Source organism: Psychroflexus curvus (genome assembly GCF_020164585.1).
GTDB classification, from domain to species: Bacteria; Bacteroidota; Bacteroidia; order Flavobacteriales; family Flavobacteriaceae; genus Psychroflexus; species Psychroflexus curvus.
In genome coordinates this window covers 234,162-250,599 of record NZ_JAIQZF010000004.1, presented here as the reverse complement: position 1 = coordinate 250,599, position 16,438 = coordinate 234,162, and the positions used below count along the sequence as shown (strand labels likewise).

Genomic DNA, 16,438 nt, shown 5'->3' with positions numbered 1-16,438 from the left:
ATTCTTAGATAGGAATTTTCAACAACTCTTAATTAAGATTTAATATCTTCCATAATCATCTTCGCATGTATTCTGGAGTTTTCGATAAACCATTTATGAGTTTCCATGCCGCCACAGATAACACCAGCCAAATAAATACCATCTACGTTGGTTTTCATGGTCTGTTTATCGTAGTTAGGAATAGAAAGCTGGTCGTCACTCAGCTCAATTCCCAGTTTTTTCAAGAACTCAAAATTGGGTCTATACCCTGTAAGTGCAAGTACAAAATCATTTTCAAGGGTTTGAATTTTTCCCTCTTCGTCTTTAAACTTGACGTAGTCTTCTCCGACTTCAGTCAATTCAGAATTGAAAAAGGCTTTAATACTTCCTTCTTTTATCCTATTAATCACATCGGGTCTTACCCAGTACTTCACGCGTTCGCCTATTTGTTCCCCTCGAACAATCATGGTCACTTCAGCACCTTTTCTGTAGGTTTCTAAAGCGGCATCCACAGAAGAATTGCTTGCTCCTACAACCACTACTTTCTGAGTTGCATAATAATGTGGATCACCATAATAATGCGTGACTTTATCTAAGTCTTCGCCGGGGATATTCAGGTAATTTGGGATATCATAAAAACCAGTGGCAATAACCAGGTTTTTAGATTGGTAAGTAGATTTTGAAGTGGTGGTAGTAAACACATGATCTTCGCTGCTTACATTTTCAACTTTTTCAAATAATTGAATTTGAACTTGTTTAGACTCGACAATTCGTCTGTAATATTCCAAAGCTTCCTGTTTTGAGGGTTTTGGATTATTACTGACAAAAGGAATGTGATCCAACTCCAGCTTTTCCGAGGTAGAAAAGAAAGTCATTTTATCTGGATAATTGTACAAGGAATTGACTAAAGCCCCTTTTTCAAGGATGATGTAAGAAAGGTTTTTCTTCTTCGCCTCCAGTGCACATGCAATCCCAATAGGACCACCTCCAACAATTAAAACATCATATACCATAATTATTTATTTATCATTTGTTTTAAATCAGAAATGGTTTGTTTAGGGTTATCAGCCTTAAACACAAAACTACCGGCTACTAAAATATCAGCACCAGTATTTACCAGTTCTTCTGCATTTTTATCGGTCACGCCGCCATCTACTTCAATTTTTGTGTGAGCATTTTCTTCTTTTATCAAAGCCTTAAGTCGCTTAACTTTATCATAAGTTCGTTCTATAAAATGCTGACCTCCGAAACCTGGATTTACGCTCATCAGACACACCATGTCAATATCGGTAATGGTATCTCTTAGCACTTCAACATTGGTATGCGGATTTAAAGCAACTCCAGCTTGCATACCGTGTTGTTTGATAGATTGTAAACTTCTATGAAGATGCGTACAGGCTTCATAGTGAACCGTCAACATATTCGATCCCAAATCTGCAAAGTCCTTGATGTAGCGATCTGGGTCTACAATCATCAAGTGAACATCTACAAATTTTTTGGTATGTTTTGTCATAGCCTTAAGAACGGGCATTCCATAAGAAATGTTTGGGACAAAAACACCATCCATAATATCGATGTGGAACCAATCTGCTTCGCTATCATTAACGAGTTCAATATCGCGCTGCAGGTTTGCAAAATCTGCTGCAAGTAGGGAAGGGGCAATAAGTTTGTCGCTCATGGGAGTATTTTTTTGCAAAAATAAGGTTTTTGTTGGGTAAAAGGACTATTTATTCATTAAAACGCCTTGCGTTTAAGAGCTGTTTAACTGTATTTTGCAAGACAGCTTAGGAAATCAATATGTGGCAAACTTTAGTACATTATAGCAATCATTTTATCATTATTCTGCTCATTGCATGGATTTACAGTCCAAAGCATTTGTGGAAGGGCTATTTAATTTTATTGTCTACCATGATCGTAGATATCGACCATTTATGGGCTGTGCCCATTTTTGACCCCGGTCGGTGTAGCATTGGATTTCATACCTTTCATTCCAAAGTTGCTATTACAATTTATGTGTTGAGCTTGTTTATTTTTAAAAATAAATGGATTAAACTTTTCTGCATAGGCCTTATTTTTCATATGATTACGGATGGCCTCGACTGTTTATGGTCTGGAATTTGAATCACAAACCTTTATTTGGTATATTTCACAACATCAATTTTTTCATGAACCGCTTTTTTCCCTTTTTTCTTCTGATTTTGTTTCCGTTGGCTTTAAGCGCACAGTCCTCTAGCTTGAAGCTTGTAGATAGGTTGCCAGTAAATGCCGATCAGTTTTGGGGTGTTGATACCTATCAACACTTTTATTTTTCTAGAACAAATGTGTTTTTCAAAACTGAAAATCAAAAGAAATTCCAATTTCAGGATTTGCAACTCGGTAAACTTGAAGGCGTTGATTTACTAAATCCGCTTAAAATTCTGTTGTTTTATAAAGAGGCCAACACCGTTGTGATTTTGGACAACCGCCTCAACGAAATCGAGCGCTTAAATTTCAATAGGATCTTAAATTTTAAAACTGTTGATTTTGCTGGAATTTCAAAAGATAATTTACTTTGGATTTTCAATGCAGACCTTCAGCAGCTTGAGCTTTTTGATTATGAATCCTTGAGTACAAGAAGTTCTTCACTTCCGCTTAATGAAGAAATCATAGGCTTCAGAAGCAATTACAACTACTCCTGGCTTAGGCATTCCAAAGGCTTTTCAAAATTCAACATCAACGGTAGCCTTATCGACGAATTTACTTTTGAAAATGCATTGTCTTTCAATATTTTTAAAAATCAGGTCATGGTTCAAACCGAAAATCTTTTAGAATTATTCTATAAAAATCCAGAATTTAAAATCAGTTTTAAAAAACCTAAAATTAGCTTCAATCAGTTTTATTTCAATGCTGAAAACCTCTATATTTACAGCGATAAAGTACTTTATACGTACGAATTTAATATTGTAAATAACTGATTATATGCACGTTGCAATCGCTGGAAACATAGGAGCTGGAAAAACCACACTGACCAAACTCATCGCAAACCACTACAAGTGGAAAGCAGAATACGAAGATGTTATCGAAAATCCTTTTTTACAAGATTTTTATGAAGACATGAAGCGTTGGTCATTCAATTTACAGATCTATTTTTTAAATAGCAGGTTTAGACAGATTCTTCAAATCCGTGAAAGCAATATCGACATTATTCAAGATCGGACTATATATGAAGATGCTTTTATTTTTGCTCCCAACTTACATTCGATGGGCTTAATGGCTAATAGAGATTATGAAAATTATTCTTCACTATTTAATCTTATGGAGTCTGTAACCGAAGCTCCAGATTTGTTGATTTATCTCAGAAGTAGTGTTCCAAATTTAGTCAAGCAAATTCAGAAAAGAGGAAGAGAATACGAAAACTCTATCTCCATAGATTACCTCAACAAACTTAACGAACGCTATGAAGCGTGGATCCAAACCTACGACAAAGGTAAATTGCTCATTATAGATGTGGATGAATTAGATTTTGTAGATAAGCAGGAAGACTTTGGAGTCATTTTAAATAAAATTGACGGTGAAATCAATGGATTGTTTTAAAAAACAAACCTCCCTTAGCCCCTCCAAAGGAGGGGGACTCACCACTTACAAGCTCCAAAGCTCACCACCTCACCAACTCAAAGACTCACCACCTATTCACTTTCAATAATCCTTTTCAGTTCCGGTCTAAAGTAATTTGGGCCTTTTAATACTTTTCCATCTTCTCTGTAAATGGGTTTGCCGTTTTCTCCAAGCTTACTCATGTTACTGCGATGGATTTCCTCAAAGACTTCTTCAATCTTGTGTTGCATGCCGTGAGAAATGATGGTACCGCATAAAATATAAAGCATATCTCCCAAAGCATCAGCCACTTCAACCCTATCGCCCTGGGTAGCAGCATCTAAATACTCTTCATTTTCTTCACGCATAAGTTTGTATCGCAACAGATTCTTTTCGAGTCCTAAATCGGCTTTTTGAGACTCAGAAACATCCAATCCAAAAGCTTTATGGAATTTTTTTACTTGGTCTAGCGGTTTTTTCATAAGAATAAGAAGTATTTTTGTGTAAAATAAAACATTTATGTTTACTCCTGGGCGAATTGCCTTTATCATTTTTTTCGTAGTTGCTTTTGTTTCCATTTTGATCTATTCCTATATCAAAGACAAAGGCTTACACAATAAGTATTACAAAGGAACTTTGTTTGTTTTATTAGGTTTCTTTATTTTCATTATCTCATTGGTTTTTCTAAGGTTTTACTGGAGAGATGAGTCTCTTTTAGACCTCATTAGACATATGATGGGAGGGTCTTAGAATGATCTATCTTGTAAGTATCAACCTATGTTAGGTTAATTCAGACAGCACACTAGTTGAAGCGTAACTTCGATTTAAAATTTAAAAAACATGTCAATAGTATTAGTCAGTACCGCAAGAGCTCCAGAAAAGTGGGCTTCCACTTTGAAGGAAAAAAATAAATCTCTCGATATCCAAATTTACCCCGATGTCCAAAGACCTGAAGATATAGAATTTGCCATTTCCTGGAAGCATCCGGAAGGGCTTTATCAAAGCTATCCCAACTTAAAAGTAATTGCCTCTATGGGCGCTGGAGTCAATCATATTTTAAAAGATGAAAATTTGCCAGAAGGTGTAAAAGTCACAAGAATTGTAGATGATCAATTGACAAAAGATATGAGTCATTTTGTACTCTTACAATGCCTGGCGGTTTCCAGAAATCTTTTCACTCATCTTCAGGATCAGGAGTCCAAAACCTGGAAAGTGAAATCCTATCAAACTCCAGAGAAAACCAGTGTTGGTATTATGGGTTATGGTGTTTTAGGACAAGCCGCTGGCAACGTGTTAAAAGCAAATGGATTTGATGTCAAAGGTTATGCAAACTCTTCAAAAATTGTTGACGGTGTCAAAGTTTTTGGGGCAGAGGAGCAGGATGAGTTTTTAGAAAATACTCAGGTTTTGGTTTGTTTACTTCCCGTGACTTCAGAAACCAAAGGTGTTTTGAATCTTGAAGTGTTTAAAAAACTAAAGCCAGATGGATATCTGGTTAATGTCGCAAGAGGAGAACATGTGGTGGAAGCCGATTTGATTTCTGCAATAGACCAGGGTGTCATAAAAGGTGCTAGTTTGGATGTGTTTCAGGAAGAACCTTTGCCAGAGTCTCATCCATTTTGGAGCCATCCCCGTATTCAAATCACACCACATGTAGCCAGCATGACAGACCCTGAGTCGGTCGCCAATCAGTTATTGGAAAATTACAAGCGCATGAAAAATGGAGACTCCTTATTGAATGAAGTGGATGTGAATAGAGGTTATTAGCTACCAGCTTTACCAAAAGTCTATTTCGCCAGCGGCGGTGAGTCTCGCTCGTGAAAAGTTATTCAACATTTCGTAAACATTAGGTTTTTATTCTCATGATCAAAACGCCTAAAAAAACAGCGAGTATTCCAAGCAACAAACTGCCTAAACCATACAAGAGAAACTCTATGTAAAAGTTGTTTTTGAGCAGGTCCAGGTTTTCCGCAGAAAAGGTAGAAAAGGTAGTGAATCCACCACAAAACCCCACGATCACTAAAAGTTGAAGGTTGGGATAAGGAGTTTCAGATTTCAAAAACCAGCCCATGAGTAAGCCAATGAGCAAGCTTCCTACAATATTAACGGTAAAGGTGCCGTAGAGGTTGAGCTTAGAATCCAGTTGCTGGTTGACAAATAAAGCAACCCAATAGCGAACAAGACTGCCTAAACCACCTCCTAAAAAAACAAGCAAAGCTGATTTCATTACTCTTCAATTATAGGAATATAAAAATTGGTAACCAGCTCGGCGGGATTTACAGTATCATTCCTATCGACTTCAAACACCAGAAAGGGCTTAAGAAATCTGTTGATGACCAAATCTCTTTTTTCAACAGCGGACTGGCTTACAGATAAAAGTTGTTTTAGATTGACATAATCGCCAGCAAGTTGGGTTTTGAAGTACGTACTTCTTCGTATAGGTTTGGATAACACTTCAAAATAATCTGGAATAGCAACAGCCTGTTCTGTCCCTATGCCAGAAGAAAATATGATGTTGTCTGCATCTTCATACAAATTTTCAAAAAGTACAATTCTGCCTTTATACACATCAAACCGCTGTTCTTCCATAAAATTCTCTACACTTTCAAAAACAGGTATGGATTTATCAAGAATGGTCTTGAAGTTAAGTTTGGCAGCAGAGGTAGCATGAAGCAAATAAAATCCGCCGGTTTCTACCAGTCCAATAGGAGAAATATCATAAACAGAGATTTCTTTTTGAATAGTGTCCTCAAGTGTTTTCAAGCTTTCTTTTATGGTTTTTTCAGCAATTTCTAAATGCGTTTTTCCTTTAAATATATATTCTGTTTTTTGCAAAAAGCTGGCATCCGATTTTAAGTCAACTGCAATAGTTGAATTTTTATCTGAAGTTGCAAATGTCCAATTTATATCAATTTCCGAAGAACTTATCCAGGTTTTGAGAACGAGTTGTTGAATAATAGAATCCTCCGTAAGTCTTTTATTTTGAAAATTTATGGCTTCAAACGTCTCATTTTGCCAGGAAAGTGTTGTGTTTTCAAAATCCCCAGGGTTGCTCAGTCTGGGTTCTGATATGGGCTTTTCTGGAAAACTAAACCAATTCTTGTAAGTGGATAAATCTTGTATTTTTAGCTTGAAAAGCTCAGCTGCTATTGGAGTTTCAAACTTTATTGTTTTTTCATCAGGAACACTAATGGTGGCGATGTAAAGCGATCCTATAACAAAAACCAGAACGATAAGAAAAAAGAGGTATTTGAAAAATTTCATTGATAAGAATTTGTTAACTAATATACTTAAAAAGTGCTAAAGTTTGAAATCAGAATTGGATTTATTCCGCTGAATCTTTGGGTTTGAAAAAGGCAGTGAAGTTCAATCAGACAGCAACCTGAAGGAGGTTTTCGTCAGATAGGTTTATTGTTTTGCTGTGAGTTCTGCAATTTTGACGATAACTTCTGAAGCTTTCACCATGCTTTCAAGCGGGACATATTCATATTTTCCATGAAAATTATGTCCTCCAGCAAAAATATTAGGGCAGGGTAGACCTTTATAGCTTAATTGTGCACCATCGGTGCCACCTCTTATTGGCTTTAGAATAGGCTTGATGTCGAGTTCTTTCATGGCCTGCTCAGCGATATCCACAATATATTTAATAGGCTCAACCTTTTCTTTCATATTGAAATACTGGTCTTTCACCTCAATACTGATGTCTGCTCCTTCTAGTTTATTGTTCATTTTTGTAACAATATCCTTCATTAACTGCTTTCTGGCTTCAAATTTATCTCGGTCGTGATCTCTTACGATGTACTTCAGCTCTGTTAGCTCTATGTTACCTGAGATTTTAGACAAATGAAAAAAGCCTTCATAGCCTTCAGTTTGCTCTGGAACTTCGTCTTTAGGCAGGACATCGATAAATTTTTGAGCCATATACATGGAATTCACCATTTTATTTTTAGCATAGCCCGGATGAACACTCGTTCCTTTAAATTTTAAAATAGCAGAAGCTGCATTAAAGTTTTCATACTCTAACTCTCCAATTTCACTGCCATCCATAGTGTAGGCATACTTAGCTCCAAATTTTTCAACATCAAAATGGTGTGCGCCTCTACCGATTTCTTCATCAGGAGTAAAACCTACTCGTATTTTGCCATGTTTGATTTCCGGATGGTTCACCAAATATTCCATGGCTGTAATGATTTCGGTCACGCCGGCTTTATCATCTGCACTTAGCAAAGTTGTACCATCGGTGGTGATGAGAGTCTGACCCTTGTATTGTTTGATTTCTTCAAAATAACTAGACGACAACACAATATTTTTCTCTTTATTTAAGACGATATCCCCTCCGTCATAATTCTTATGAATTTGAGGATTAATCTCTGAAGCTTTAAAATCTGGTGAAGTGTCAAAATGCGAAACAAATCCAATGGTATCCACCTCATGCTCTACATTGGACGGAAGCGTCGCCATGATGTAAGCTTTGTGATCTATAGTGACGTCTTGTAAGCCTATAGTTTTCAATTCGTTTTTGAGCAGATTGGCTATGTCCCACTGTTTTTCTGTACTTGGTGTGGTGTCGCTTTGGGGGTCACTTTGTGAATCGATTTTGATATAGGTCAGGAATCTTTCGAGAAGCTTTTGAGAATTGATCATGTACTGGTTTTATTTTGTTCAAAAATATGAATTTGAAGCCATTAAACCTTCCAGAATTCGATTGACTTCGTGAGATTTACTTTATTTTTGCAACTAAATTCTAATAAAGATGTACAAACAAATTTTAAGACCCTTATTATTTCAATTTGATCCCGAAGCTGTACATCATTTTAGTTTTAGCTCTTTAAAATTGGCTCATCGATTCCCCGGAGTTTCTCAACTGCTAAGAAAGATGTTCACTTTTGAAGATAAGCGTCTGGAAAGAGAAGTCTTTGGATTGAAATTCAAAAATCCTGTGGGTTTGGCAGCTGGCTTTGACAAAAACGCTGAACTTTATAAAGAACTCTCTAATTTAGGGTTTGGGTTTATTGAAATCGGAACAGTCACTCCAAAAGCTCAGGCCGGTAATCCTAAAAAAAGACTGTTTAGACTAAAAGAGGATTCTGCCATCATCAACAGAATGGGATTTAATAATGAAGGCGTAGATGAGGCAGTCAAACGCTTGAAAAAAAACACCAACGTCTTAATTGGAGGAAACATTGGGAAAAATAAAATCACTCCTAATGAAGAGGCCGTAAATGATTATGACTATAATTTTGAAGCCTTATTCGATTATGTAGATTATTTTGTTGTCAATGTAAGTTCTCCAAACACACCAAATTTGAGAGCGCTTCAGGATAAAGAGCCATTAACAAGGCTTTTAAGTCATTTGCAAAATAAAAATCAGAAGAAATCCAAACCGAAACCTGTTTTACTCAAAATAGCGCCAGACCTTACAGACTCTCAACTTTTGGATATTATCGAGATTGTAGACGACACTAAAATTGCAGGTGTGATTGCTACCAATACGACGATTTCCAGAGAAGGTTTAACCTCAGAAAATAAAGAAGAAACTGGGGGGTTGAGTGGAAAACCATTAACGAAATCGTCCACAAAGGTGATTCGATTTTTATCAGAAAAAAGCAACAAGGCTTTTCCGATTATAGGGGTTGGCGGGATTATGACTCCTGAAGATGCCCTGGAAAAACTGGAGGCTGGTGCGAGTTTGGTTCAGCTTTACACAGGGTTCGTGTACGAAGGCCCTGGGCTTGTGAAAGCCATCAATCAAGCTATTTTGGATAAAATGTCCTAAACTTTATGTTAGAACAACTCATCCCCTTTCTAATAGCGTCTATCTTATTAACCCTTTCTCCAGGACCAGATATCATCTATGTGCTTTCTCAAAGTCTGGTTGGAGGCTACAAAAAGGGAATGATTATAGCCCTAGGCTTAGTTTTCGGAATCATCATTCATACCTCGCTGGTTGCCTTCGGAGTGTCCTTGGTTATCAAAAACTCTGAACCTCTTTTCTGGAGTATTAAAATTGCAGGAGCTCTTTATTTACTATACCTGGCCTACAAAGTCTATTCGTCTCCCTCTCAAAATTTTACTCAGGACAAAACTGTGGATTCTAAAAAATCTGCTTTATCTGATTTTAAAACGGGTTTTATCATGAATATTCTGAATCCTAAAGTCACGATTTTTTTTCTGGCGTTTTTTCCAGGTTTTCTGTGGGATACAGAAAAGGATCTGATGATGCAGTTTTATGTTTTAGGAGGATTGTTTATGTTTCAGGCGTTCGTGATTTTTAGTCTGGTCGCACTTCTTTCTGATCAACTTTCCAAATTTTTATTCAAAACGACCAAGTCTTATTCATTTTTGAAATGGTTTCAGATTTTCACATTTGTAGCTATTTCTATTCTGATTTTACTTTAAGTTGATTTCATTTTTGAAAATAACTTAAAACTGTATATTTGGGCTCATGAAATCAGTCAAACTAATTGAATGTCCCCGAGATGCCATGCAAGGCATCAAATCTTTTATCCCAACCGATGAAAAGGTAAAATATATTCAATCTCTTTTAAGATGTGGTTTTGACACCATAGACTTTGGAAGTTTTGTGTCTCCCAAAGCTATCCCGCAAATGCAGGATACAGCGGAGGTTTTGTCCATGCTGGATTTGTCTCAGACTCAAAGCAAACTTCTGGCGATTGTAGCCAATACAAGAGGAGCAGAAGATGCGTCGAAGTTTCCTGAAATCGATTATCTGGGCTACCCATTTTCAATATCCGAAAACTTTCAAATGCGTAACACGCATAAAACCATAGCTGAATCTGTCGACGTTTTGAAATCGATTTTAGACATAGCTAAAGCTTCCAATAAATCGGTGGTGGCCTATTTATCCATGGGGTTCGGGAATCCTTATGGCGATCCCTGGAGTGCAGATATCGTTGGGGAATGGACAGAGAAGCTCGCCAATCTTGGGGTTGAGATTCTTTCACTCTCCGACACCGTAGGGACTTCTACTCCTGATGTGATTGAAGACCTGTTTTCTACACTTATCCCCAAATACCCAAACATGGAATTTGGCGCACACCTGCATACAACACCAGAAGCCTGGCACGAAAAAGTTCATGCCGCCACTCAGGCTGGCTGTAGACGATTTGACGGAGCGATTCAAGGCTTTGGCGGCTGTCCTATGGCAAAAGATGACCTTACCGGCAATATGCAAACCGAAAAAATGCTGTCCTATTTCAATTCTAAAAATATTGAAAACTCCATTCGCATGACCAGTTTTGAATCTGCCTACAACAAAGCTTCAGATTTGTTTTCGAAGTATCACTAGTTTGAATTTTCAGAAAACACATGTCTTTGCGTGCTTTGCGCTTTCTTAGATTGCTTTGCGAGAAAATTTTAATAACACTCATATCACAGTGTCACAAAAACTTGATTGGTATAACATACTTTTTGGAAGATTCCCTTCTTTTTTATCTAATTTTGCAAAGTGAAAAATTCAAAAAAAGACATACGCGCGCTTAGTAAAAAAGAATTACAAGATTTCTTTGTTTCTCAGGGAGATAAATCTTTTCGGGGTACTCAAATTTATGATTGGTTGTGGAACAAAGCCACTTATAATTTTGAGGAAATGACCAACTTGTCTAAGGAAACCAGGCAAATGCTGGAAGACAATTTTGTCATTAACCATATTGAAGTAGACCAGATGCAAAGGAGCAAGGACGGAACCATTAAAAATGCCGTTAAGCTTCACGATGGATTCACGGTTGAATCTGTTTTGATTCCGACGATGTCGAGAACAACTGCTTGTGTGTCCTCACAGGTGGGCTGTAGTCTGGATTGCAAATTTTGCGCGACAGCCAAACTCAAACGTCTCAGAAATTTGAATGCTGACGAAATTTTCGATCAGGTGGTGGCCATCGACAAAGAAAGCAAGCTTTACAATGGTATTCCTTTATCCAATATTGTCTATATGGGCATGGGCGAACCATTGATGAATTATAACAACGTCTTGAAGTCCATAGAAAAAATCACGTCACCGGAAGGACTGGGAATGTCTCCACGCCGAATTACTTTATCCACTTCCGGCGTGCCAAAAATGATTAAAAAACTGGCAGATGATGAGGTGAAATTTCATTTAGCCGTATCCCTACATTCTGCAATCGATGAGGTACGGACCCAGATTATGCCTTTCAATGCTAAATTTCCCTTAGCCGATTTAAAAGAATCTCTGGTGTATTGGTACGAGAAAACAGGGAAATCAGTGACTTACGAATATATCGTTTGGAACGGGATCAACGACAGAGAAGAAGACATCAGAGCGCTGGTTGAATTTTGCCAGGCCATACCCTGTAAAGTCAACATCATTGAATACAATCCTATTGATGATGGTGGTTTTCAGCAAGGAAGTGATGCTGCAGTGGCTAAATATGTCAATGCCCTCGAGGCCAATCGCATCACAGTGACCTTACGTCATTCAAGAGGAAAAGATATCGATGCAGCCTGTGGTCAATTGGCTAATAAAATTAAGGTCTAAACCTGTTTTTTAAACTTGATTTTCAGATTTTCTTAATATATTAAATTCTATATTTGTGGGTCTTGAAAACAGTCTCACAAATAAAAGAACCGATAGCTCATGAGATGGAACTTTTTGAAAAAAAGTTCTCGCTTTTCATGTCTTCCCGTGTAGCGCTTCTAAACAAAATCACTCATTTTATCGTTAACAGAAAAGGTAAGCAAATGCGGCCTATGTTTGTGTTTTTGGTAGCCAAGATGGTTTCCGATGGTGAAGTTAATGATAGAAGTTACAGAGGAGCTTCAGTTATTGAATTGATTCATACAGCCACTTTGGTTCATGATGATATTGTGGATGATAGCAATCAGCGTCGTGGTTTCTTTTCCATCAATGCCCTGTGGAAAAACAAAATTGCTGTTTTGGTAGGTGATTTTCTACTGTCCAAAGGTTTGCTGCTCTCTATTGATAATGATGATTTTGATCTATTGAAAATCATTTCAGTGGCTGTCAGAGAAATGAGTGAAGGGGAGTTGCTTCAAATTGAAAAGGCTCGTCGTCTTGACATCACTGAGGATATTTACTACGAAATTATTCGTCAAAAAACAGCAACGCTTATCGCGGCTTGCTGTAGCCTTGGAGCAGCTGCTGTAAGACCAGAATCTGCACATGTGGAGTCCATGCGTAAATTTGGAGAGTTGATCGGCATGGCATTTCAGATCAAAGATGATTTGTTTGACTATGGTGAACAAAAAATAGGCAAGCCAACAGGAATAGATATCAAGGAACAGAAAATGACACTTCCTCTTATTTACACCTTAAATCAGGTGTCAAAGAAAGATAAAGACTGGATCATCAATTCGGTAAAAAATCACAACAAAAATAAGCAGCGGGTCAATGAAGTCATAGACTTTGTAAAATCTTCCGGAGGTTTGGAATATGCGCAAACCAAAATGAAAGCCTTTCAGGAAGAGGCTTCAGAAATCCTTCAGAAATATCCAGACTCACCTTACAAAGCTTCACTTCAATTGATGATAGATTACGTGATTGATAGAGAGAAATAATCCCATTCCAAGTTTTTAAATTTAAAAAATCCACGCCAAGCTCCCAAAGATAAAAACGCGAAGATCGCCAAGCCTTGGGATGGTTACTATACTTTTGCGTACTTTACCAAACCACTTAGTGCCCTTTGCGAAACTACTTGGCGCCCTTTGCGTGAAAAACACCACGCAAAACCTACAAAGAAATTTCTCGCAAAGCTTGCAAAGATAAATCCGTGAAGATAGCCAAGCCTCTAAATGCTTATTATGCTTTAGCGTACTTTGCGAAAGCACTTAGTGGCCTTTGCCTGAAAATATACTAGGCAAAGAATAAATCTCTTGCATCTTATCAAGGAACTTTATTAATTTTATAGTTCAACAATTGAATAATGGATGACTGAAAATGAACTTTCTTATCAGGTGATAGGAGTAGCTCTAGAGTTACATAAAAACCTTGGTCCTGGGTTGTTAGAATCGACCTACGAATCTGCATTAAAATATGATTTAGAAGAAACAGGTTTAAGGGTTCAGCAACAAGTTCCAATGCCATTTGTTTATAAGGAAGTAAAAATGAATATGGGGTATAGGTTGGACTTAGTCGTTGAAAATAAATTAGTTCTTGAAATTAAATCCTTAGAAAATTTAGCCCCTGTTCATTACGCTCAACTATTAACTTACCTTAAGCTATCTAATATAAAACTAGGCTTGTTAATTAACTTTAATACCAAATTTCTTAAAAGCGGTATTCATAGGGTTGTAAATGGCTTATGATACGATCATTTATTTAATTTGCGTGCTTTGCGTAAACTCTTGGGCGGACATTGTATGAAAAATTCCATGCAAAACCTACAAAGAAATTTCTCGCTAAGCTCGCAAAGACAAAAAAACGTGAAGATCGCCAAGCCTTGGGATGGTTACTATGCTTTCACGAACTTTGCGAAACCACTTAGCGCCCTTTGCGTGAAAATATATCAAGCAAAGCTCGGAAAGATAAAACCGCAAAGATCGCTAAGCCTTTAGAGGGTTACTATGCTTTCACGAACTTTGCGAAAGCACTTAGTGGCCTTTGCGTGAAATATTAGGCGGCTAAGCTTAACATTTAAAACTTATCTAAAAATAGCATTGACTTTGACGATTAAATATTTTTTTTGATTTAAGTATTAGAATGGAGTAAGTCCTCACAGGTTTTTAAAACCTGTGAGGACTTGGATGTCAACTTATTTTTGATCTAAATGAACGTATCATTTATAGGTCTTAGACAAGGATATATTTGAAAATTATAGTATTAATTATCATGATTTTTATTTTCCTTTGTATGAAAAAAGAGTGCGCTATTAATCAAATTCTATCAACTTCTTAAACTAATTTATTTTACCTTTATTTTAAATTATTTTCCATTGATAAGTAAGACCACCATTGATAAAGTATTTGATATTTCCCGGGTTGAGGAAGTTATCGGCGATTACGTTCAACTGAAAAAATCGGGAAGTAATTTCAAAGGATTAAGTCCGTTTACTGAAGAGAGAAGCCCCAGTTTTATGGTTTCTCCGGTAAAGCAAATCTGGAAAGATTTCAGTTCCGGAAAAGGAGGAAATGTAGTAGCGTTCTTAATGGAACACGAGCATTACACTTATCCTGAAGCCATCAAGCATTTGGCAAAACGCTACAATATCGAAATCGAAGAAACAGAACAGTCTTCAGAAGAAAAAGAAAAAGCAAGTGAAAGGGAAAGTATGTATTTGGTCAATGAATTTGCCAAAACTTTCTTTGTCAATCAAATGCTGCATACCGATGAGGGTAAGTCTGTAGGCTTAAGTTATTTCAAAAACCGTGGATTTACTTCTGAAACCATTGAAAAATTTGATCTCGGATATTCTCCAGACGAGTGGCAGGCGTTTACCGATAAAGCTCTGGCGAAAGCTTATAAATTGGAATTCTTGGAAAGGACAGGGCTTGCTATTGTTAAAGGCGAAAAACGTTTTGACAGGTTTAAAGGTAGAGTCATGTTTCCGATTCACTCCATGTCTGGACGTGTGCTTGGTTTCGGAGGTCGAATTCTGACTAACGATAAAAAGCAAGCTAAATATCTCAATTCACCAGAAAGTGAAGTTTATCACAAGAGTAAAGTGCTCTACGGACTTTACCAGGCTAAGCAGGCTATAGCTAAAGCGGATAATTGTTATTTAGTGGAAGGCTACACGGACGTGATTCAGTTTAACCAAACCGGAATTGAAAATGTCGTGGCTTCTTCTGGAACAGCACTTACCCCTGAGCAAATCCGCCTGATTAGCAGATTGACTAACAATGTTACCGTTTTATTTGATGGAGATGCAGCGGGATTGAGAGCTTCTATTCGAGGGATTGATTTGATTTTGGAACAAGGCATGAACGTAAAAGTGTGCTTGTTTCCTGAAGGAGAAGATCCCGACAGCTTTGCGAAAGCCAATTCGCAAGAAGATTTACAAGCCTATCTCGATAAAAATGCTCAGGATTTTATACGATTTAAAGCCTCGCTTTTATTGGAAGATGCAGAAAAAGATCCTGTAAAGAAGGCTGAAGTGGTTAGAGATATTGTGAATTCGATTTCCAAGATACCAGATCAGATTACCCAGGAGATTTATATCCAAACCTCTTCCAATCTTCTCGATGTATCAGAGGATGTATTATTTAGTACACTGGCACAAATTCTCGCTAAAGACAGAAAAGAAGCAGGCAGAGGAACAAGGCGAAAACCTCTTGAAGTAGTCAAAGAAACAACGGAAAGCCCTGTTTCTAAAGTAGATCATCAATACGTTTTGGAAAGAAGTATCATTCAGTTGTTGTTGAGGTACGGCGATCAAACTGCTGTTTTTATCGATTTTGATTTTGATTTTGAAGAAGATACACATGTAGAAGTAAAACGTGAATATGTTGTTTTTGAAAAGATTTTTATTGAATTGCAGGAAGATGAAGTTGAGTTCTCCAATCCTGTTTTCAAAGACTTATACGAACAAATCATTGAAGTTTTCGCAAAAGATGGCAATTTAAAGGTTGATACGTTTGTCAATCATCTTAAACCAGAATTAGCTCAGGAGGTAACTTCTATTTTGATGGAAAATGAAAAAAATCAACTACACGACTGGAAGCGTCAGGAGATTTTTGTGATTGACAAAAGTGTTTTGGATCCAAGGGAAGTGATGGAAACCATTTTGAACCTCCGTCGTTATCTTATCCGAAAAAAAGTACAGGATTTGAGTGAAGTCATAAGAGATCAAAAGGAAGAAGTAGATATCGAACTTATGCGCGAGACGATGGAATATAATGGTTTGGAAGTTTTGATTTCCAACAAATTGAACAGGGTCTTGTAACCTACGTG

18 protein-coding genes are annotated in these 16,438 nt (G+C 37.2%); 12 read left to right on the top strand and 6 right to left on the bottom strand.

The window, feature by feature from the left end:
- Positions 1-32: 32 nt before the first annotated feature.
- The gene (locus LB450_RS07685) at positions 33-992 is read right to left on the bottom strand and encodes a YpdA family putative bacillithiol disulfide reductase (protein WP_224487339.1); all 960 of its coding nucleotides are present in this window, start codon (positions 990-992) and stop codon (positions 33-35) included.
- A gap of 2 nt (positions 993-994) precedes the next feature.
- Complete coding sequence (gene rpe, locus LB450_RS07680; protein ID WP_224487338.1) at positions 995-1,657, bottom strand: ribulose-phosphate 3-epimerase; 663 nt, start codon at positions 1,655-1,657, stop codon at positions 995-997.
- A 119-nt stretch (positions 1,658-1,776) separates the two neighbouring features.
- Here rpe and LB450_RS13830 point away from each other — a divergent pair, with 119 nt between their 5' ends.
- The 3 genes from LB450_RS13830 to LB450_RS07665 are packed head-to-tail and all read left to right on the top strand — an operon-like array spanning position 1,777 to position 3,552.
- Positions 1,777-2,100 (top strand): DUF6122 family protein, encoded by a 324-nt coding sequence (locus LB450_RS13830; protein ID WP_224487337.1) that lies wholly within the window; start codon positions 1,777-1,779, stop codon positions 2,098-2,100.
- A gap of 44 nt (positions 2,101-2,144) precedes the next feature.
- On the top strand, positions 2,145-2,933 hold the full coding sequence (locus LB450_RS07670; RefSeq protein WP_224487336.1) for a hypothetical protein: 789 nt from the start codon (positions 2,145-2,147) through the stop codon (positions 2,931-2,933).
- 4 nt (positions 2,934-2,937) lie between these two features.
- Positions 2,938-3,552: a deoxynucleoside kinase gene (locus LB450_RS07665; protein ID WP_224487335.1), complete on the top strand. Its 615-nt coding sequence runs from the start codon at positions 2,938-2,940 to the stop codon at positions 3,550-3,552.
- A 92-nt stretch (positions 3,553-3,644) separates the two neighbouring features.
- On the opposite strand, the gene LB450_RS07660 is transcribed toward LB450_RS07665, so the two are convergent.
- Positions 3,645-4,034, bottom strand: a complete 390-nt coding sequence (locus LB450_RS07660; protein ID WP_224487334.1) for a pyrophosphohydrolase domain-containing protein — start codon at positions 4,032-4,034, stop codon at positions 3,645-3,647.
- Positions 4,035-4,071: 37 nt separating this feature from the next.
- Here LB450_RS07660 and LB450_RS07655 point away from each other — a divergent pair, with 37 nt between their 5' ends.
- On the top strand, positions 4,072-4,302 hold the full coding sequence (locus LB450_RS07655) for a hypothetical protein (RefSeq protein ID WP_224487333.1): 231 nt from the start codon (positions 4,072-4,074) through the stop codon (positions 4,300-4,302).
- 90 nt (positions 4,303-4,392) lie between these two features.
- Positions 4,393-5,319 (top strand): 2-hydroxyacid dehydrogenase, encoded by a 927-nt coding sequence (locus LB450_RS07650; RefSeq protein WP_224487332.1) that lies wholly within the window; start codon positions 4,393-4,395, stop codon positions 5,317-5,319.
- A gap of 79 nt (positions 5,320-5,398) precedes the next feature.
- On the opposite strand, the gene crcB is transcribed toward LB450_RS07650, so the two are convergent.
- From crcB to pepT, 3 genes are all read right to left on the bottom strand, one after another.
- Entirely contained in the window at positions 5,399-5,779 is a 381-nt protein-coding gene (gene crcB, locus LB450_RS07645; protein ID WP_224487331.1) for a fluoride efflux transporter CrcB, read from the bottom strand.
- Positions 5,779-6,816, bottom strand: coding sequence for an AraC family transcriptional regulator (locus tag LB450_RS07640; RefSeq protein ID WP_224487330.1), 1,038 nt, complete (start codon positions 6,814-6,816; stop codon positions 5,779-5,781). Before LB450_RS07640 ends, crcB begins: the two co-directional genes overlap by 1 nt.
- 144 nt (positions 6,817-6,960) lie before the next feature.
- On the bottom strand, positions 6,961-8,196 hold the full coding sequence (gene pepT / locus LB450_RS07635; RefSeq protein ID WP_224487329.1) for a peptidase T: 1,236 nt from the start codon (positions 8,194-8,196) through the stop codon (positions 6,961-6,963).
- Between the two features lie 109 nt (positions 8,197-8,305).
- Here pepT and LB450_RS07630 point away from each other — a divergent pair, with 109 nt between their 5' ends.
- The 7 genes from LB450_RS07630 (at position 8,306) to dnaG (ending at position 16,430) form a co-directional block, all read left to right on the top strand.
- A complete protein-coding gene (locus LB450_RS07630) occupies positions 8,306-9,328 on the top strand; it encodes a quinone-dependent dihydroorotate dehydrogenase (protein WP_224487328.1) in 1,023 nt (340 codons plus the stop codon).
- Positions 9,329-9,333: 5 nt separating this feature from the next.
- Positions 9,334-9,951, top strand: coding sequence for a LysE family translocator (locus LB450_RS07625; RefSeq protein ID WP_224487327.1), 618 nt, complete (start codon positions 9,334-9,336; stop codon positions 9,949-9,951).
- Positions 9,952-9,997: 46 nt separating this feature from the next.
- Entirely contained in the window at positions 9,998-10,861 is an 864-nt protein-coding gene (locus tag LB450_RS07620) for a hydroxymethylglutaryl-CoA lyase (protein ID WP_224487326.1), read from the top strand.
- Between the two features lie 159 nt (positions 10,862-11,020).
- Positions 11,021-12,067: a 23S rRNA (adenine(2503)-C(2))-methyltransferase RlmN gene (gene rlmN / locus LB450_RS07615; protein WP_224487325.1), complete on the top strand. Its 1,047-nt coding sequence runs from the start codon at positions 11,021-11,023 to the stop codon at positions 12,065-12,067.
- 62 nt (positions 12,068-12,129) lie between these two features.
- On the top strand, positions 12,130-13,107 hold the full coding sequence (locus LB450_RS07610; RefSeq protein ID WP_224487324.1) for a polyprenyl synthetase family protein: 978 nt from the start codon (positions 12,130-12,132) through the stop codon (positions 13,105-13,107).
- A 369-nt stretch (positions 13,108-13,476) separates the two neighbouring features.
- Entirely contained in the window at positions 13,477-13,854 is a 378-nt protein-coding gene (locus tag LB450_RS07605; protein WP_224487323.1) for a GxxExxY protein, read from the top strand.
- Positions 13,855-14,480: 626 nt separating this feature from the next.
- A complete protein-coding gene (gene dnaG, locus LB450_RS07600) occupies positions 14,481-16,430 on the top strand; it encodes a DNA primase (protein WP_224487322.1) in 1,950 nt (649 codons plus the stop codon).
- The last annotated feature ends 8 nt before the right edge of the window (positions 16,431-16,438 follow it).